Source organism: Lacrimispora sp. (genome assembly GCF_036758025.1).
GTDB lineage: Bacteria > Bacillota > Clostridia > Lachnospirales > Lachnospiraceae > Lacrimispora.
The window spans coordinates 1-17,883 of the sequence record NZ_DAIOXM010000038.1 but is presented as its reverse complement, the minus strand read 5'-3'; the positions used below and the strand labels follow the sequence as shown (position 1 = coordinate 17,883).

Here is a 17,883-nt window from a genome sequence, read left to right as displayed (position 1 = left end):
AATCAAATATTGTATGAAAAGCTCTTTGGAATATTGGGTTAACCTTTATTTTAAAGAGCGATTCATGCAAAAGGGGAAACGGGAATAGAAAAAAACTTAAACATGTGATTTCTATGAAATAATATAGATTCAGTTAATACGGGAGAATATGTGGATGGAATTAAGGATAGTTCGAAAAATTGTAAAACTGGAAAAGAAGATGAACACTGCTCTTACCCGGAGACGAATTCTGGCAAGGCGCAGAGGGAAAAAGCTTATTCCCGATGAATATTTCATTGAGGTTATATCAACCACTGTACCGGAAAGAAAAGAAGGACAGATGTTTTTCTAGAACATATTTGCGAAACAGGCGCAGAAAGGTTACCTAAGTAAGGTGATTTTCTGCGCCTTCGTTTTGCTGCTTGCAAAGCTTGTGTTTTTTTGACTTATCTATATAAGCCAGCAATGCCGGAATGAATATTTATTGCCCAAGCTGTTAAGGCTTGGGCAAGTTACTAACATTCTTCTAAAAGTATTTTAGGCTCTGCCACCATGGAATAATTGGTGTGGTAGATTACAAAGCCGGGAGCTGATCCAGCCACTTTTTTGATATTTTTTTTCTGAATATAATCAATTTCCACTTTATCATTTTCCCGCCCCTTGGAGTAGTAGGCGGCTAAGGCTCCGGCCTCTTCAAATGCCCGGTCGGGCAGTTCTTTTCCTTCTGTTTTTACTATTACATGGGAACCTGGAATTCCCTTGGCATGGAACCACCAGTCATTGCCGGTTGCCACTTTAAAGGTCAGGTCTTCGTTCTGATAGTTATTTTTCCCTACATAGATATGGAAACCGTCAGAGGAGATGTAGTGGAATGGCTTGCTTGTGATCTTAGGTTTCTTGTCCCCGGCACGGCGATGCTTGATGTAGCCGTATTCCATTAATTCTTCCTTGATCTGCACCAGGTCATCTTCTTTTAAAGCAATATCCAGGGCAGTACTTACAGATTCCAGATGATCGATTTCCTGTCTGGTTTCTGCAATCTGATCTGTCACAGCCTCAAAGGTCCGTTTCAGCTTGTTGTATTTGTCAAAATACTTCTGGGCATTTTCTTTCGCTGATAACTGGTCGTCAAGAGGGATTGTAATATCCTCATTGGTATAATAGTTGAGACAGGTGAGTTTCTTTTCCCCGCCTTCCAGTTCATACCCGTAAGTGTTTAAAAGCTCTCCGTAAATTTTGTATTTATCCTTTTTTTCCGTATCCTTTAACTGCTTTTCCTGCAAATCGTATTTTTTATAATTCCGTTCCAGGGCTGTCTGGACGATTCTTCTTAAATCTGCAGATTTTTGCCGGATGCGGGTTATGGTGTTTTTCGATGCATAATAACTTTCCAAAAGACTGCTGACCGAGTCAAAGGCTTCTGCCCTGTAGCCGTCTCCCTGGTAACAGGTTAAGGGCAGGGAAGAAAATTCCACCGGCTCCTCCTGGCGGTATACGATGTTCGGGGAAAATTGCCCCTGCTTTACATCCTCCATCATTAAGGAAAACATTCTATATAAATGAACCAATTCCAGTTCCGTCATTTCATTGGCAGAATGATCTCCGTCAATGGAAGCCAGATGGCAGAGCTCATGGCTCATAATAGGACTTATTCCAGTCAGCTTCATATACAAGGCCTTTTGGATAGGAGAGGCCGTATGGCCGATCACGTCAATGAATTCCTCCTGGGTGATGGTAAGAGGGTCTTTTTTATCCATGGTCTGAGGGATGAAATAGGTTCTTCCGGGAAGAACCTCACGGACAGAGCTGACCTGGGCGGAAATGTGCTTGATGCTGTCCAGTATCATGTCTTCCTCATTACAGAAGATAATATTGCTGTGCTTGCCCATAATTTCCACGATTAATTTTTTCGTCCGCCTGTCACCCAGCTCGTCCAGATGTTCCACTTCCATACAGAGAATTCTCTCCAGGCCGGGCTGGCTCACCCGTATGATGCGTCCGTTTCCGATGTGCTTTCTCAAAAGCATACAGAAATTGGGGGCAGTCATGGGGCTTGGCTTGTTGGCTTCCGTAAAATAAATCAGCGGAAGGCTGGCGCTGGCTGAAATTAAGAGCCTCCAGGTATTTTTTTGATTTTTAATTGTAAACAGCAGTTCATCTTTTTCAGGCTGGGCGATTTTAGCGATTTTTCCGCCTTCCAGCCGGTCTTTCATTTCTGCTGTCAGATTTGCCATAACGATTCCGTCTAATGCCATTGTCTGTTTCCTCCGGTAAATAGTAGGGATAGTATACCATAGAATCTGTGTTCTGTAAAATTTAAAACTATTTGACTTGTTTTTTATTATGACTTATAATGAAATGTATCTATGGCGAAAGAGAGGCATATGCAATGATTAAGAGCATGACAGGTTTCGGAAGATGTGAAACCGTCACGGATGAATATAAAATTTCCGTAGAAATGAAGGCTGTAAATCACAGATATTTGGATTTAAGCATAAAGATGCCGAAAAAGTTTAATTTTTTTGAAGCAGGAATCAGGAATTTATTAAAGAATTATATCCAGCGCGGCAAGGTTGATGTGTACATCAGCTATGAGGATTATACAGAAAATAAACTGTGTTTAAAGTACAACAGTGCGCTGGCTGCTGAATACATGGATTATTTCGCAAAGATGGAGGAACAATTCGGCATTCAGAACGATATCAAGGTATCTGCCTTATCCAGATGCCCGGAGGTTCTGACCATGGAAGAAGTGGCCGAGGATGAGCAGCAGATGTGGAAGCTGCTTTCAGAAAACATTGAAGAAGCTGCAAAGCGGTTTGTGGACAGCAGAGTGATGGAAGGTGAGAATTTAAAGACTGACCTTCTTGGAAAGCTTACGTTTATGACCGGGCTTGTGGAATTTATTGAAGAACGTTCTCCCAGGATTCTTTCCGAATACCGGGCAAAGCTGGAGAACAAAGTGGCGGAATTATTGGCGGGAACTGCCATTGATGAAAACAGGATCGCCACAGAAGTCACTATTTTTGCCGATAAAATCTGCGTGGATGAAGAGACCGTAAGGCTGAGAAACCATATGGAAAATACCCGCACAGAGCTGGAAACAGGAGGAAGTATTGGAAGAAAGCTGGATTTCATCGCTCAGGAGATGAACCGGGAAGCCAATACCATTCTTTCCAAGGCCAATGATCTGGAAATTTCCGATAAGGCCATTGCATTAAAGACAGAAATCGAAAAGGTCAGGGAACAGATCCAGAATATTGAGTAGGAGAATAACAAAGACATGAATGACCATGGCATGTTGATCGTTGTATCCGGTTTTTCAGGAGCCGGAAAGGGGACCTTGATGAAGGAACTCTTAAAGCGTTATGATAATTATGCACTTTCTATTTCCGCCACCACCAGAAAGCCCAGAGAGGGAGAGGCAGACGGCAGGGAATATTTCTTTGTAACAGAAGAACATTTTAAAGAAATGATAGAAACGGACGCATTAATCGAATATGCCCGTTACGTCAACCATTATTACGGCACACCTAAGGAATACGTCTCCAATCAGATGAAGATGGGAAAAGACGTGATACTGGAAATTGAAATCCAGGGAGCCCTTAAGGTGAAGGAGCATTTCCCGGAGGCTATTTTAATCTTTGTCATGCCTCCCAATGCAGAGGAGCTGAAACGCCGTCTCATTGGGCGGGGAACAGAAAGCATGGAGGTAATCAATGCCAGGCTTTCCAGAGCAGCAGAGGAAGCTGAGGGTATGGAAAAATACGATTATATCCTCATTAATAACCAGGTTTGTACCTGTGTGGAAGAGATGCACACCATGATCCAGGTCCAGCACAACCGGGCTTCCAATAATACAGAGTTTTTATCCCATATCCGGGAAGAATTGAAGAATATAAAGAGTTGATTGAGAAAGGGGAATAAAAGATGTTACATCCATCTTATTCAGATTTGATTAATGTAGTAAACAGTGAGGTAGAGCCTGGAGATGCTCCTATTATCAACAGCCGGTATTCCATCGTGATTGCGGCAGCCAAAAGAGCGAGACAGATCATCGGCGGAGCAGAGCCGGAGCTTGCAGAGCCAGGAAAAAAACCGCTTTCCATGGCTGTGGAGGAGCTGTATCAGGGTGAAGTGAAGATTTTAAGCGAAACAGAAGAAGCAGAAGAAGAGGATAATTAGGAGGAAGGCTGTCTCCCCTTTTGGAGAGATAGCCTTTTTAATGGTTCCTTTTATGAAAGAGAGACAGGAGTTAAAGAATGAAATTATTATGTATTTCACTGGGCTGTGACAAAAATCTGGTTGATACGGAGATGATGCTTGGCCTTTTGAATAAAGACGGATATACTTTTACAGATGATGAGTACGAAGCAGATGTCATTGTGATCAATACCTGCTGCTTTATCAATGATGCAAAGGAAGAGAGCATCAACACCATTCTGGAAATGGCTCAGAGGAAAGTGGATGGCAAGTGCAAGGCCCTTATTGTGACCGGATGTCTGGCCCAGAGGTATAAGCAGGAAATCATTGACGAGATTCCGGAGGTAGATGGGATTTTGGGAACCTCCACTTATGATGAGATTTCCAGAGTTTTAAGCGATGCCTTAGGAGGCAAGGAGCACGTTCAATGTTTCCACGAGCTGAGCGGATTTCCGGAGCAGGAGGCAGAGCGTGTTCTCACCACTGGCGGCCACTATGCATTTTTAAAGATTGCAGAAGGGTGTGACAAGCACTGTACCTACTGTATCATCCCAAGCCTCAGAGGAAACTACCGCAGTGTTCCCATGGAGCGCCTGATCAAAGAGGCGGAAAGCCTGGCGGAAAAAGGAGTGAAAGAGCTGATTTTAGTGGCTCAGGAAACCACCCTTTACGGAATGGACTTATATGGAAAGAAATCTCTGCCTGAGCTTTTAAGAAAGCTGTGCCGTATATCCGGAATCCAGTGGATTCGTGTCCAGTACTGTTATCCGGAGGAGATTACAGAGGAACTGATCCAGACCATAAAGGAAGAGGAAAAGCTCTGTTCTTATCTGGACCTGCCCATTCAGCATGCCAGTGACCGGATTTTAAAGCTTATGGGAAGAAGAACCACCAAGGCCCAGCTTCGGGAGATTGTGGAAAAGCTTCGCAGGGAAATTCCTGATATTGCCCTCCGTACCACCTTGATTTCCGGATTTCCGGGCGAAACCCAGGAGGATCACGACGAGCTGGTGGAATTTGTGGATGAGATGGAGTTTGAACGTCTGGGAGTATTCGCTTATTCTGCTGAGGAGGACACTCCTGCCGCAGAGTTCCCGGATCACGTTCCCCAGGAAGTGAAGGAGGAGCGCCGGGATGAAATCATGGAGCTTCAGCAGGAAATTTCCCTGGCTCATTCTGAGAATATGATCGGGAAAACTCTGGAGGTTATGATAGAAGGAAAAGTAGCCGATGAAAATGCATATGTAGGACGTACTTATATGGATGGCCCAGGTGTGGATGGAATGATCTTTGTCCAGACCGGGGTGGAACTGATGTCAGGTGATTTTGCCAAAGTCCGGGTAACCGGGGCCATGGAATATGATTTGATAGGAGAATTGGAAGATGAATTTACCGAATAAGCTTACGATTTTAAGGGTTATCATGATTCCGTTTTTTGTGCTGTTTATGCTGTTAGAGGGCGGCCTTAATCCGCTGTACCGTTATATTGCAGCGGCTATCTTTATTGTAGCCAGCTTTACGGACTGGCTGGATGGGAATATTGCCAGAAAGTATGGTTTGGTAACTAATTTTGGAAAGTTTATGGACCCTCTGGCGGACAAGCTGCTGGTCTGTTCCGGCCTCATCTGCTTTACAGGCCTGGGCCAGCTTTCTGCCTGGATTGTCATACTGATCATAAGCCGGGAATTTATTATCAGCGGCTTCCGTCTGGTGGCTTCCGACAATGGAGTGGTTATTGCGGCAAGTTACTGGGGAAAACTTAAAACAGTGTCACAGATGATTATGTCTGTGCTACTCATATTAAACATTCCCATGCTTTCCTTTGTTACAGTCATTTTTATCTGGATCGCGACGGCGCTTACGCTGATCTCCTTAGTTGATTATATCGTGAAAAATTATAAGGTTCTTACAGAAGGGAGCATGTAATCATGGTTGTGGAACTGATTTCAGTTGGAACAGAGCTTTTGCTGGGAAATATTGTAAATACCAACACTCAGTATCTGGCGGAAAAATGCGCTCTTTTAGGACTTTCCATGTATCATCAGGTGACGGTGGGGGACAACAGGGAGCGTCTTTCCGCCGCATTTTCTGAAGCTTTAAACCGTTCTGATGTGGTTATTCTGACCGGAGGCTTAGGGCCTACGGAGGATGATCTGACAAAGAAGGTCTGTGCAGAGGTCCTCGGTCTTTCTTTGGAGGAGGATTTCAATACAAGGGAGAGAATCCAGGAATTTTTTAAGAGAAGCAATTATAAAAAGATTCCGGATAACAACTGGAAACAGGCCCTTGTTCCTCATGGAGCAAAGGTTCTTGACAACAGCAATGGCACAGCTCCCGGGCTGATTCTGGAAAAGGAAGGAAAAACTGCGATTTTGCTTCCTGGACCTCCAGGTGAATTGATTCCTCTCTTTCAGGAACAGGTATATCCATACCTTCAAAAACTGCAGCCGGAAGTAATCCGTTCCCAGATGGTCAAGATATGCGGCCAGGGAGAAAGCCAGGTGGAGAGCCAGATTCTGGATTTAATTGACGGCCAGTCCAATCCTACGATTGCCACTTATGCCAAAACAGCGGAGGTTCATTTGCGGATCACGGCCAGAGCTTCTGGCGAAGAGGAAGCAAAGAAGCTGTTAAAGCCTGTGGTAAAGGAAATTAAAAACCGTTTTGGCAGGGATGTGTATACGGTAAAGGAAGAGGAAACCCTTGAAATGGCCGTTGTCTCCCTATTGAAAAAGCATGAATTGACAGTGACTACGGCGGAATCCTGTACCGGAGGCTTAATTGCCGGACGGCTGGTCAATGTGCCGGGCGCTTCGGAGGTATTTAACCAGGGCTTTATCACCTATTCCAACAAATCCAAGAGAAAGGTTCTCGGCGTCAGCAAGGGAACATTAAAAAAATACGGTGCTGTCAGTGAGCAGACAGCTAAAGAAATGGCGGCAGGAGGCGTGCTGGCTGCTGATGCAGATGTCTGCATTGCCGTTACCGGAATTGCAGGGCCAGGGGCAGACGGCGAAAAGCCTGTAGGACTGGTCTATATTGCCTGCTTTATAAAGGATAAGGTGACGGTGGAGGAGTACCATTTTAGGGGAAACCGGGAAAAGATCAGGGAACAGTCCGTGACAAAGGCGCTGGACATGCTGCGCCGTTCTATCCTTTCCGGCTGTCAATCATAATATCCAAACGGAGGTGATCGATTGGAAACCCGTTTTATGAAAAAACAGATGTCAGCGGCCTATCAGTATTCCTGGGTCAGGCTGGTGCTGAATTACTATACGTTATTTGAATCCATTGCTGAGAAAACTGAGGTTTCAGAGGAAGTTATGGGCTGCTGCCAAAGGCTCAACTCTTTGATGGAGGCGCAGCTTTCTAAAAAGGATATCCAGTCCGGTCTGCTGGAGCTGAGGGGAGATATCACCCGCAGGGTCGAGACTCTCACTTCCTATACGGACTGCTTTCAAATTTATGCTTATGTGTTAAACCGTTTGGAACGGAAATTTGAAACCATGCCGGAAACAGGGCTTGATGAAGAGGATCTGGTTTTGCGGCTGATGGAATTTATAGAAGCTGCCGGGGAAGCACCTGCCAGAAATGAAAGAATCAGAAATATCATAGAGCAGCTTCCAGTCCGCTTGACAAAGCAGAAGTTTTTCAGCTTTATTATGGAGGGGCTTTCGGTTTATCTGGGGGCTTCCAAAAAGAGCCTGGAGGGTATGATGTATGTTCTTCGGACAGAGTCTATGGTGAGTCTGGGGCCGGATATGGAGGAATATCAGTCTCTTTATAAGACTCTGGAAAAGCTTCGGGGGGCGGATTACCGCACTATGACAGCCGAAAACTATGAAGAAGTGTCTTCCCTTTATAAGCTTGCCTGTGAGAACCTGACAGAGGAAGCGGGAATGTATATGATGCTTCAGGAGCTTGTCAACGATATGTGCGTGCTGGCTCTTTCCCGTCAAGAGGCCCTTGTGGATGAAAAGGAAGAAGCTTTTTACCAATCTCTTGTATCAGAGATTCTAGAAAAGTTTCTCAAAGAAGATTATTCGCCTGGAGATGAAGCCTTTTTTGATAAGCTGACCCGTCTGGAAGGGAAGCAGGAGGCTTATTATGAGCGTTATTTAAGGACAGAGCTTCCGGAGGAAAATGAAGAGCGGAAACTTGATCCTGATTTTATCAATGCGGTGAATGTTGACAGGCTTTTATCAGGAAGCAGCTTTGCAGAGCTGAAACAGCCTGAGGAAAATGCCAAACAAGAATCAGCGGAAGAAGAAAAAGAGGTTGACCGCCCCTGGCTGGAACAAGTGGCGGGAGAGTATTTCAAGGAACTGGAAACGGTGTTTTCCGGAACCTCCAAACCAGTGGTCCGGGCCATTATGGCAAAGGTTTTATCCGATCTCCCCGTTTATTTCCGTTCCATGAGCGAAATAGAGGATTACATCAGAGGAAGCCTGGAAAGCTGTCTGGATGAAGAGGAAAAGGAAACCTGCAAGGAGTTATTGGAAGAGCTAATGGATTATGAAAATATTCTGGTCTGACCATTTGTATGTGGGCGAAAAAGCAAGAAGAAAACGTTACCGGATTATACGGGGAATCCGCAGATCGAAACCCATACCCGGAAGTTATGTGATTACACCTGCTTCTGATGGGAATAATATACTTGATATCTGCCCGGCATCTTTGCTGGTATCCCCTTTTTACCCGGAAAAGGAGCTTCTTGTTATCGGTATTGCATCAAGCTACTGGGAAGCCTTAGAGGTGGCCCGATGCATTGTGGATGAGATGTACGGTCAAACAGGCGGCTTTGACCTGCTTTCTTTCATAGGGGGAGAGGCCCGTAAGGTGTGAGGTGCCCATGGTTCATATTATTTTACTTATATTAAAAATCTTAGGACTGCTGCTTCTTGTGGTACTTGGCCTGATTTTACTGCTGCTTTTACTGGTACTTCTGGTTCCGGTCCGGTATAGGGCCGAGGGCTCATATTATGAAAAGGTGAAGGGGAAAGTCAGGGTTTCCTGGCTGCTGCACCTGATTTCAGTGACCCTTTCTTATGAAGAAGACTTTATTATGACGGTCCGGTTATTTGGATTTCGTATTTTAAAGCCAAAAAAGATGGATCATGAGCTCCGGGAAGCCGGAGAAATCATGGTTCAGACCATGGAAATAAAGCCCGAGGAAGCAGTAGAGGATATAAAGGAAGAGATACAAAAAAAGCCTGAAAAAGGGAGAATGAGCTGGGCTCTGTCCCGTAAGGAGAAGAAGTCTCAAAGCCAGTTTCTGTCCCGTAAGGAGAAGAAGTCCCAAAGCCGCGTCTGGACCTATGAGGAAGACGGTATCCAAAGCCAGACTCAATCTCATAAGGAAGAAGATATTCAAAGCCAGGACCGGTCCGGTAAGGAAGAGGATATCCACAACCGGAGTCAGCCTTCTAAAGAGGGAAAACCACCAGAAGATGATAAGAAAATTTCCTGGTTTTCAAAGCTGAAGGAGAAAATCCGTAAGCAATTGTTAAAACTTAAGTTTTTTTTCCATCGGATTTGTGATACACTGAAAGCAGTAAAAGATAAGAAAGAGACGCTGCAGGCCTGGGTTTCCAATAAGGAAAACCAGAAAACCGTGAAGCTGCTTTTAAGGCAGCTTAAAAAGCTGATCCGCCATATCCTTCCCCGCAGGGGAAAAGGAAATGTTACCTTTGGTTTTGACGACCCTTATGTGACGGGACAGGTGCTGACCTATGCAAGTGTGGTCTATCCGTTTTGTCACAAGCATCTGAATTTATATCCGGTTTTTGACCAGGTGGTATTTAAGGCGGATGGAAATTTCAGGGGCAGAGTACGAATTGGAACGATCCTTGCCATTGGAGGCCGGATGCTGCTTGACAAGAATTTCAGAGTTCAGTTGAAGAAATGGCTTCGATAAAGGATTGAAATGATAAAGGAGGAATTGCTTAAAGTGGCAGATAATTATTTTACGTCTACAGTAGAAGCGCTGTTTAAAGGCATGGATACATTTGTGGCTACAAAAACAGTAGTAGGAGATGCGGTAAAGGTGGATGACACCATCATTTTGCCTTTAGTGGATGTGACCTGCGGCATGGCAGCCGGTTCCTTTACGGACGATGCCAAGCAAAAGGGAGCAGGCGGAATGCATGCAAAGATGAGTCCCAGCGCTGTTTTGATCATTCAGAACGGAGTGACAAAGCTGGTCAATATCAAACAGCAGGATGCTGTGACAAAAATTCTGGACATGGTTCCTGATTTTGTCAATAAATTTTCGTCAAACTCCAAAGATATCTCTCCCGAAGCTTTAAGAGCAGCCGAGGAAATTGCTTCTGCAGGTGATAAGGGAAAAGGGGAAGAATAAGAAAGGGATAAGCCGCATAGGATATCATATAGCCTGAATGGACTGAGGGATGATATGAGAAGAGTATGCGGACTTATGCTGTTCTGTTTCGGAGCAGGTATGGCAATCCTGCTTTTTATCCCGGCAACGATTTTTACGGTTTGCTTTATCATTGGATGTCTGGTATTGGGATATAACCTGTTTTGTTGCTAGGAGGATTTTGCTGTAAAAATAAAAAACCCGCCCTTTGGGGGCAGGCTTGTAGAGGATAAAAAATACTCCTGACTGATACCAGCCAGGAGTTTCCTTTGATTAAGCTCTTTCAATTAATCCGGATCTTAAGCAGGAAGTACATACGTACATCTTCTTAGCGCCGCCGTTAACTTTTACTTTAACAGACTTGACATTTGCTTTCCACATTTTGTTAGATCTTCTATGGGAATGGCTCACTGCGTTTCCAAAGTGAGCAGCTTTTTCACAAATTGCACATTTAGCCATGATTGCACCTCCTTAAAAGCAACTTGGATTTTTTTAGTTTTGAAAAATCCACAACAAATGTATGATAACAGAAAATCCTATTATTTGCAAGTGAAAAATAAAAATTTGTTTCTTTTTTTGGAAAAATCATGTATAATCAAATAAGACAGAAAGAACGGAGGTAAACAATATGAAGGGTTACATTAATAATAAACTGGGCGAAATCCAGGTAAGCCCTGATGTTATCGCCATGTATGCCGGAACCACGGCAGTGGAATGCTTTGGCATCGTAGGCATGGCAGCTGTCAGCATGAAGGACGGTCTCGTTAAGCTTTTGAAGAGAGAAGGTCTGACTCACGGAATCAATGTGAATATACAGGACAACCATATTACCATTGATTTTCATGTTATTGTGGCATACGGAATCAGCATTTCTGCAGTAGCCGATAATCTGATTGAAAATGTCAAATATAAAGTAGAAGAATTCACCGGCATGACGGTAGATAAAATCAACATCTTCGTAGAAGGTGTGAGAGTGATTGATTAAGGAGGAAACTACCTGTGGGTATGCAGTATATAGACGCTGAAATGCTCAGAAAGGCATTTCTGGCAGGTGCAAAGGGACTGGAAGCAAAAAAAGAATGGATTAACGAACTGAATGTGTTTCCTGTACCCGATGGAGATACCGGAACCAATATGACCATGACCATCATGGCGGCGGCAAAGGAAGTGGCTGCCATTGAAAATCCTACCATGGAGGCCGTGGCAAAGGCGATTTCCTCCGGTTCTTTAAGAGGTGCCAGAGGAAATTCCGGCGTTATTTTATCCCAGTTGTTCAGGGGATTTACCAAGGAAATTGCGGCAGTGGACCAGGTGACAGTCACGATCCTGGCACATGCCTTTGTAAGAGCTTCGGAAACCGCATATAAGGCGGTTATGAAACCGAAGGAAGGAACCATACTTACCGTAGCCCGAGGGATGTCGGAAAAGGCATCAGAGCTGGCTCTTGAAACAGACGATGTGCTGGAATTCTGCCGTAAGGTAATTGAGCACGGAGACTATGTGCTGAGCCAGACGCCTGAGATGCTTCCCGTATTAAAGCAGGCCGGAGTGGTGGATTCCGGCGGCCAGGGACTGATGCAGGTGATGAAGGGGGCTTTTGACGGCCTTTCCGGCAAGGAAGTGGACTTATCCGTTCAGCTTGAAGGAAAATCCTCCGCTCATTCTTCCATGGAAGGAGCAAGGCTGGAAGAAGTTGATATTAAGTTCGGCTATTGCACTGAATTCATCATCAATCTGGAAAAGCCTTATGACAACAGAGAAGAAAACCAGTTTAAGGCTTATCTGGAATCCATTGGAGACTCCCTTGTGGTGGTTTCTGATGACGATATTGTAAAGGTTCATGTTCACACCAACGATCCGGGCCTTGCTATTCAGAAGGCCTTAACTTACGGTTCTTTATCCCGGATGAAGATTGACAACATGCGGGAGGAGCATCAGGAGCGGTTAATCCAGGATGCTGAAAAGATGGCAGCTCAGCAAAAGGGTCAGGAGAAGAAAGAGGAACCCCGCAAGCTTTACGGATTTATTTCTGTTTCTGCGGGAGAAGGGCTTGATGAAATCTTCCGGGGCATTGGAGCGGATTATCTGATTCAGGGGGGACAGACCATGAACCCCAGTACAGAAGATATGCTAAATGCCATTGACCAGGTCAATGCAGATACCATTTACATCCTTCCTAACAACAAAAACATCATTCTGGCAGCCCAGCAGGCCAAGAGTCTGGTTGAGGACAAAAAGGTGATTGTAATTCCTTCCAAGACCATTCCCCAGGGAATTACTGCCATCATCAACTTTGCACCGGATTTATCTCCTGAGGACAATGAAACCATCATGACAAAAGAGATGGGCCGTGTGAAGACAGGTCAGGTGACTTATGCAGTCCGTAACACCACCATCGATGATATTGAGATCAGGGAAGGCGATATTATGGCCCTGGGAGATACGGGAATCCTGACCGTTGGAAAGGATATCGGGGAGACTGTTTTAAAGGCCCTGGAAGCCATGGTAGAGGAAGAGTCAGAGCTGGTGACCATTTATTACGGAAAAGAAGTCAGTGAAAAGGACGCAGAAGAAATCAGAGGAAAAGCGGAAGAGATGTTCTCCGGTTGTGAAGTGGAGCTTCACTCAGGCGGACAGCCCATTTATTATTATCTGGTTTCTGTGGAATAAAAGAGACAGACTGCCTGTTTCGGGCAGACGGAAAAAACCGTCTGCCCTTTTTGATATAAATAAGACGAGAAAGGAGGGGGTGAACCTATGAACCGGGAATCGATTGATACTTTAAAAGGAATCGGAGAAAAGACCGGGAAATTATTTCAGAAAATAGGAGTTTTTACCATAGGGGATCTTCTGGAATATTATCCGAGGGAATACGACACTTATGAGGAGCCTTCTTCCATCGGTGAATTAAAGCCGGACCGGATTATGACTGTGGCGGGAATGCTTCATAAGACTCCGGATGTGAAGCGTTACAGCCATATCCAGGTCGTAACGGCCACGTTAAAGGACACAACCGGAAGCCTTCAGCTGACCTGGTATAATATGCCTTATCTTCATTCCACCTTAAAGGCGGGAATGAGGGCAGTATTCCGGGGACGGGTGGTGAAAAAGAGCGGGCGCCTTACTATGGAGCAGCCGGAGGTATTTACAGCGGAGGCTTACGGAGAGGTGATTCACTCCATGCAGCCAATTTACGGACAAACCAAGGGTCTTAGTAACAAGACCATTGTCAGAGCCCAGAAGCAGGCACTGAGCCTCCGCCGGATGGTAAGGGATTACATGCCGGGGGATCTGCGGAAAAAGCATGAACTGGCGGAATATAATTTTGCCATAGAGCATATTCATTTTCCAACGGACCGGAAGGAGTTATTATTTGCCAGAAAGAGGCTTGTATTTGAGGAATTCTTCTTCTTTCTCATGGCAGTACGGCGGCTAAAGGAGGGGCGTAATGAAAAACGAAGTGCCTATTCTTTAAAGCTTTCTCCTGATGTGGAGGCGTTAAAGAACAGTCTTCCTTATTCCCTTACAAAAGCCCAGAACAAGGTTCTTCTTGAGATTCAGGAGGATTTAACGGCAGGGCGGGTCATGAACCGTCTGATTCAGGGAGATGTAGGCTCAGGAAAAACCATCATTGCCATTTTGGCTCTTTTGGAAACAGCTTATAACGGATACCAGGGTGCTCTTATGGTGCCTACGGAGGTGCTTGCAAGGCAGCATTTTGAATCCATGACAGAGCTGTTTGCCCAGCACCATATTGATAAAAAGCCGGTGCTGGTCACCGGTTCCATGACGGCAAAGGAAAAGAGAGAAGCTTATAAAAAAATCGCCTCCCATGAGGCGGATATCATTGTGGGCACCCATGCTCTCATTCAGGAAAAGGTGATATACGACAATCTGGCCCTGGTAATTACCGACGAACAGCACCGGTTTGGAGTCAGCCAGAGGGAACTGCTTGGAAAAAAGGGAGAAGAGCCTCACGTTCTGGTTATGAGTGCAACACCCATTCCCAGGACCCTGGCTATTATCATTTATGGGGATCTGGATATTTCTGTGATTGATGAGCTTCCGGCTGACCGTCTTCCAATTAAAAACTGTGTTGTGGATACAGGATATAGAAGCAAGGCATATGATTTTATCAAAAAAGAGGTAGCTGCCGGACGTCAGGCTTATGTGATCTGCCCTATGGTGGAGGCCAGCGAGATGATGGAAGGGGAAAATGTGGTGGATTATACAAAAGTCCTCCAGAGCGAACTTCCAGGAATTCCGGTGGAATTTCTTCATGGAAAAATGAAGCCAAAGGAAAAGAATAGTATCATGGAACGGTTTGCCTGCGGCGAAATCAAGGTGCTGGTTTCTACCACGGTTATTGAGGTAGGGGTAAATGTGCCCAATGCAACGGTTATGATGATTGAAAATGCAGAGCGCTTCGGCCTGGCCCAGCTTCACCAGTTAAGAGGCCGGGTGGGACGGGGAAAGCACCAGTCCTACTGCATCCTGGTCAATGGTTCGGAGCAGGATGAAACTAAGGAGCGTCTGGAGATTTTAAATAAGTCAAACGACGGATTTTTTATTGCATCAGAAGACTTAAAGCTGAGAGGACCAGGGGATATTTTTGGAATCCGCCAGAGCGGAGACCTGGAATTTAAGCTGGGAGATATTTTTACGGATGCCAATATTTTAAAGACAGTGTCTGATGAAGTGAACCTGTTGTTTCAGAAAGATCCGGAACTGGAAATGGAGGAGCATCAGGAACTTCGGAGTAAATTGGTGGAATATCTGGAAAAAACCTATGGGAAATTGAATCTATAATTGAATCTATAGAAGAAGATTGATATTAGGTTCACAAAGTGGTAGAATTTTACAGAAAGAGAATGCTTGAAAGAAAAAGGAGGAGTAATATGAGTAGAAAAGCGTTAAAGGCAGATGCAAAACAGGCCATGGGAGAGGCACCGGTAAGCCCTTATCTGGTCACTATCATTATGGGAGTTATTTTATTGATATTAGGTTCTGTTCAGTTTGTTCTGGATATATGGGAAGACTTCATGGCAGAAGGAATTATTGAAAGTGATGCGAATATGATTCTGGCTTTTGGAATCAGCAGCGCCATATTCTTTTTCATTAATTTGATTCTAAGCACCATTCTCCAGTTCGGATACCAGTCCTACTGCTTAAAGGTTGCATCCAGGAATCAAAGTATGTCCTATGGGGATTTATTTTCAACCGTCAGGTATTTATTAAAGGCAGTGGGTCTGGTTGTGATGATCTCCATATTTACAATTTTATGGTCTCTGCTTTTTTTCATTCCAGGAATCATAGCTTCATGCCGCTATTCCCAGGCCGTCTTTATTATGGCTGAAAATCCGGATAAGGGCATCATGGAATGCATAAATGAAAGCAAGGAAATGATGGCAGGGCATAAGTGGGAGTGGTTCGTACTGAGTCTTTCCTTTATTTTGTGGGACCTTTTAGGTGTGTTCACATGTCTTCTGGCATTTATCTATGTGTCTCCTTATACAACGGTCACTTTAGCCAATTATTATTACGCATTAAAAGGCAATTCCGCAGACTTTACCGCATGGGAACAAGCCTATTAATATCAATGTTAAAAAATGACATTTTACGAAAAACCTTCTAGTTTATTTCATTCTGTTTCAGCCATAATAGGAGTGTAACACAAAACACACCATGAATTACAAAAACAAAAAGAACATGGTGAATAGATGAAAAGGAGGCATATCATTATGTCAGGAAAATCTAATTCTATGAATGTACCAGAAGCGAAGGAAGCAATGGACCGTTTCAAAATGGAAGTTGCCAATGAAATCGGTGTTCCGTTAACCAACGGTTATAACGGAAATTTAACATCTGCTCAGAATGGTTCCGTAGGCGGCTATATGGTTAAGAAAATGATCGAAGCCCAGGAAAGACAAATGGCAGGAAAATAATCTGCGAAAATAAAGCAGAAAAAAGCGGCCGCAGTTTCCCAACTGATTCAGTTTGGAGCTGCGGCTCCTTTTTTTATATACTTTTTGTTGTATATCTGACGACTTATGGTAAAATAAAAGCTGAGATGCAATACTCCAGAAAGATAAAGCGAGGATTGAGATGAGAGTTATATCAGGAAAAGCCCGAAGACTTACGTTAAAAACAATAGAGGGGCAGGATACCAGACCTACCACCGACAGAATTAAAGAAACCTTATTTAATATGATTCAGCCGGATATGGCTGACTGCAAATTTTTAGATCTTTTTTCCGGAAGCGGAGCCATTGCCATTGAGGCTTTAAGCCGGGGAGCTGCTCTGGCCGTCATGGTCGAACAAAATCCCAAAGCAGCAGCCTGTATCCGTGAAAACTTAAAAACCACCAGGCTGGAAGAGGATGCTATAGTGATGAACTGCGATGTCATAACAGGCCTTGAACGACTGGAAAACAAAGGACATGTCTTTGATTATATATTCATGGACCCGCCTTATAATATGGAGTGGGAAAAACGGATTTTAGAATACTTATCTACTTCCCAAATGATCAGCCAGGACACAACCATCATTACAGAAGCCTCCCTGGAAACCTCTTTTGACTATCTGGCTTCTATGGGATATGAGCTGATAAAAGAGAAAAAGTACAAGACCAACCAGCATGTATTTATAAAGAAAGAAGAATCCCTATGAAAAGAGCAGTATATCCCGGCAGCTTCGATCCGGTGACTTATGGACATTTAGACATCATTGAAAGGGCTGCCGCCATGGCAGACCATCTGATCATCGGAGTTTTAAATAATTATTCAAAAACTCCGTTGTTTTCTGCGGAAGAACGTGTTAATATGATAAAGAGTCTTACCAAAGATATGCCAAATGTGGAAGTGAAAGCCTTTGGAGGTCTTCTGGTGGATTTTGTACGAGCCAATCAGGCTGATGCGGTAATTCGCGGGCTTCGGGCTGTAACGGATTTTGAATATGAATTGCAGATAGCACAGACAAACCGGGTCATTGCACCGGAGGTGGATACTGTGTTTTTGGCGACTAATTTAAAGTATTCTTACTTAAGTTCCAGCATTGTGAAGGAGATCGCTGCCTACGGCGGAGAGATAAACGCATTTGTACCCCCGGAAATAGGGGAGCGTGTGAACCGAAAAATGGAAGACAGAACGAAGATAGAACGAAATAAGGGTGAGGAGTGTTCTTAATTATGATGAGCAGAATCGAACAGTTAATCGGCGAAATTGAAGAATATATTGACAGCTGCAAATACCAGCCGCTTTCCAACAGCAAGATCGTGGTAAACAGGGAAGAATTGGAGGAGCTTTTAGTGGAGCTCCGCCTTC

The 17,883-nt window shown here is 44.3% G+C and carries 21 protein-coding genes and 1 pseudogene; 20 read left to right on the top strand and 2 right to left on the bottom strand.

All coding sequences use genetic code 11. The features are described from left to right. Window positions 1-154 precede the first annotated feature (154 nt). Window positions 155-331 (top strand): hypothetical protein, encoded by a 177-nt coding sequence (locus V7M78_RS20830; protein ID WP_333652759.1) that lies wholly within the window; start codon window positions 155-157, stop codon window positions 329-331. Window positions 332-494: 163 nt separating this feature from the next. On the opposite strand, the gene V7M78_RS20825 is transcribed toward V7M78_RS20830, so the two are convergent. Beyond that, window positions 495-2,234, bottom strand: coding sequence for an Rqc2 family fibronectin-binding protein (locus V7M78_RS20825; protein WP_333652756.1), 1,740 nt, complete (start codon window positions 2,232-2,234; stop codon window positions 495-497). 134 nt (window positions 2,235-2,368) lie between these two features. On the opposite strand from V7M78_RS20825, the gene V7M78_RS20820 reads away from it, so the two are divergent. From V7M78_RS20820 to V7M78_RS20770, 11 genes are all read left to right on the top strand, one after another. After that, a complete protein-coding gene (locus V7M78_RS20820) occupies window positions 2,369-3,247 on the top strand; it encodes a YicC/YloC family endoribonuclease (RefSeq protein ID WP_333652753.1) in 879 nt (292 codons plus the stop codon). 15 nt (window positions 3,248-3,262) lie between these two features. Next, the gene (gene gmk / locus V7M78_RS20815; protein WP_333652750.1) at window positions 3,263-3,889 is read left to right on the top strand and encodes a guanylate kinase; all 627 of its coding nucleotides are present in this window, start codon (window positions 3,263-3,265) and stop codon (window positions 3,887-3,889) included. 20 nt (window positions 3,890-3,909) lie between these two features. After that, a complete protein-coding gene (gene rpoZ / locus V7M78_RS20810) occupies window positions 3,910-4,164 on the top strand; it encodes a DNA-directed RNA polymerase subunit omega (RefSeq protein WP_333652747.1) in 255 nt (84 codons plus the stop codon). Window positions 4,165-4,241: 77 nt separating this feature from the next. Next, window positions 4,242-5,582, top strand: coding sequence for a 30S ribosomal protein S12 methylthiotransferase RimO (gene rimO, locus V7M78_RS20805; RefSeq protein WP_333652744.1), 1,341 nt, complete (start codon window positions 4,242-4,244; stop codon window positions 5,580-5,582). After that, a complete protein-coding gene (gene pgsA, locus V7M78_RS20800) occupies window positions 5,566-6,108 on the top strand; it encodes a CDP-diacylglycerol--glycerol-3-phosphate 3-phosphatidyltransferase (protein WP_333652741.1) in 543 nt (180 codons plus the stop codon). Before rimO ends, pgsA begins: the two co-directional genes overlap by 17 nt. A gap of 2 nt (window positions 6,109-6,110) precedes the next feature. After that, complete coding sequence (locus tag V7M78_RS20795) at window positions 6,111-7,358, top strand: competence/damage-inducible protein A (protein ID WP_333652738.1); 1,248 nt, start codon at window positions 6,111-6,113, stop codon at window positions 7,356-7,358. A 36-nt stretch (window positions 7,359-7,394) separates the two neighbouring features. After that, window positions 7,395-8,717, top strand: coding sequence for a hypothetical protein (locus V7M78_RS20790; protein WP_333652737.1), 1,323 nt, complete (start codon window positions 7,395-7,397; stop codon window positions 8,715-8,717). Further along, entirely contained in the window at window positions 8,698-9,027 is a 330-nt protein-coding gene (locus tag V7M78_RS20785; protein ID WP_333652735.1) for a hypothetical protein, read from the top strand. Before V7M78_RS20790 ends, V7M78_RS20785 begins: the two co-directional genes overlap by 20 nt. A 7-nt stretch (window positions 9,028-9,034) precedes the next feature. Continuing rightward, on the top strand, window positions 9,035-10,099 hold the full coding sequence (locus V7M78_RS20780; RefSeq protein WP_333652732.1) for a DUF2953 domain-containing protein: 1,065 nt from the start codon (window positions 9,035-9,037) through the stop codon (window positions 10,097-10,099). A 33-nt stretch (window positions 10,100-10,132) separates the two neighbouring features. Further along, window positions 10,133-10,543, top strand: coding sequence for a GerW family sporulation protein (locus V7M78_RS20775; RefSeq protein WP_333652729.1), 411 nt, complete (start codon window positions 10,133-10,135; stop codon window positions 10,541-10,543). A 54-nt stretch (window positions 10,544-10,597) separates the two neighbouring features. After that, window positions 10,598-10,735 (top strand): hypothetical protein, encoded by a 138-nt coding sequence (locus V7M78_RS20770; RefSeq protein ID WP_333652727.1) that lies wholly within the window; start codon window positions 10,598-10,600, stop codon window positions 10,733-10,735. A gap of 99 nt (window positions 10,736-10,834) precedes the next feature. Here the strand turns inward: V7M78_RS20770 and rpmB are convergent, their stop codons facing one another. Next, window positions 10,835-11,020: a 50S ribosomal protein L28 gene (gene rpmB / locus V7M78_RS20765; RefSeq protein ID WP_333652725.1), complete on the bottom strand. Its 186-nt coding sequence runs from the start codon at window positions 11,018-11,020 to the stop codon at window positions 10,835-10,837. 169 nt (window positions 11,021-11,189) lie between these two features. Here rpmB and V7M78_RS20760 point away from each other — a divergent pair, with 169 nt between their 5' ends. The 8 genes and pseudogenes from V7M78_RS20760 to V7M78_RS20725 form a co-directional block, all read left to right on the top strand. Next, the gene (locus tag V7M78_RS20760) at window positions 11,190-11,546 is read left to right on the top strand and encodes an Asp23/Gls24 family envelope stress response protein (RefSeq protein ID WP_158379236.1); all 357 of its coding nucleotides are present in this window, start codon (window positions 11,190-11,192) and stop codon (window positions 11,544-11,546) included. Window positions 11,547-11,560: 14 nt separating this feature from the next. Continuing rightward, window positions 11,561-13,231 carry a DAK2 domain-containing protein gene (locus tag V7M78_RS20755; RefSeq protein WP_333652720.1) on the top strand — a complete coding sequence of 557 codons (1,671 nt, stop codon included), beginning with the start codon at window positions 11,561-11,563 and terminating at the stop codon, window positions 13,229-13,231. A gap of 87 nt (window positions 13,232-13,318) precedes the next feature. Then, window positions 13,319-15,370 (top strand): ATP-dependent DNA helicase RecG, encoded by a 2,052-nt coding sequence (recG, locus tag V7M78_RS20750; protein WP_333652717.1) that lies wholly within the window; start codon window positions 13,319-13,321, stop codon window positions 15,368-15,370. Between the two features lie 89 nt (window positions 15,371-15,459). Next, the gene (locus tag V7M78_RS20745) at window positions 15,460-16,155 is read left to right on the top strand and encodes a DUF975 family protein (RefSeq protein ID WP_333652714.1); all 696 of its coding nucleotides are present in this window, start codon (window positions 15,460-15,462) and stop codon (window positions 16,153-16,155) included. Between the two features lie 147 nt (window positions 16,156-16,302). Continuing rightward, a complete protein-coding gene (locus V7M78_RS20740) occupies window positions 16,303-16,506 on the top strand; it encodes an alpha/beta-type small acid-soluble spore protein (RefSeq protein ID WP_333652710.1) in 204 nt (67 codons plus the stop codon). Window positions 16,507-16,666: 160 nt separating this feature from the next. After that, the gene (gene rsmD, locus V7M78_RS20735) at window positions 16,667-17,230 is read left to right on the top strand and encodes a 16S rRNA (guanine(966)-N(2))-methyltransferase RsmD (protein ID WP_333652707.1); all 564 of its coding nucleotides are present in this window, start codon (window positions 16,667-16,669) and stop codon (window positions 17,228-17,230) included. Further along, the gene (coaD, locus tag V7M78_RS20730; protein WP_333652704.1) at window positions 17,227-17,745 is read left to right on the top strand and encodes a pantetheine-phosphate adenylyltransferase; all 519 of its coding nucleotides are present in this window, start codon (window positions 17,227-17,229) and stop codon (window positions 17,743-17,745) included. The genes rsmD and coaD overlap by 4 nt, the downstream gene beginning before the upstream one ends. A 2-nt stretch (window positions 17,746-17,747) precedes the next feature. Continuing rightward, window positions 17,748-17,883 (top strand): annotated as a pseudogene (locus V7M78_RS20725) (vacuolar family H+-ATPase subunit H); the annotation flags it as partial.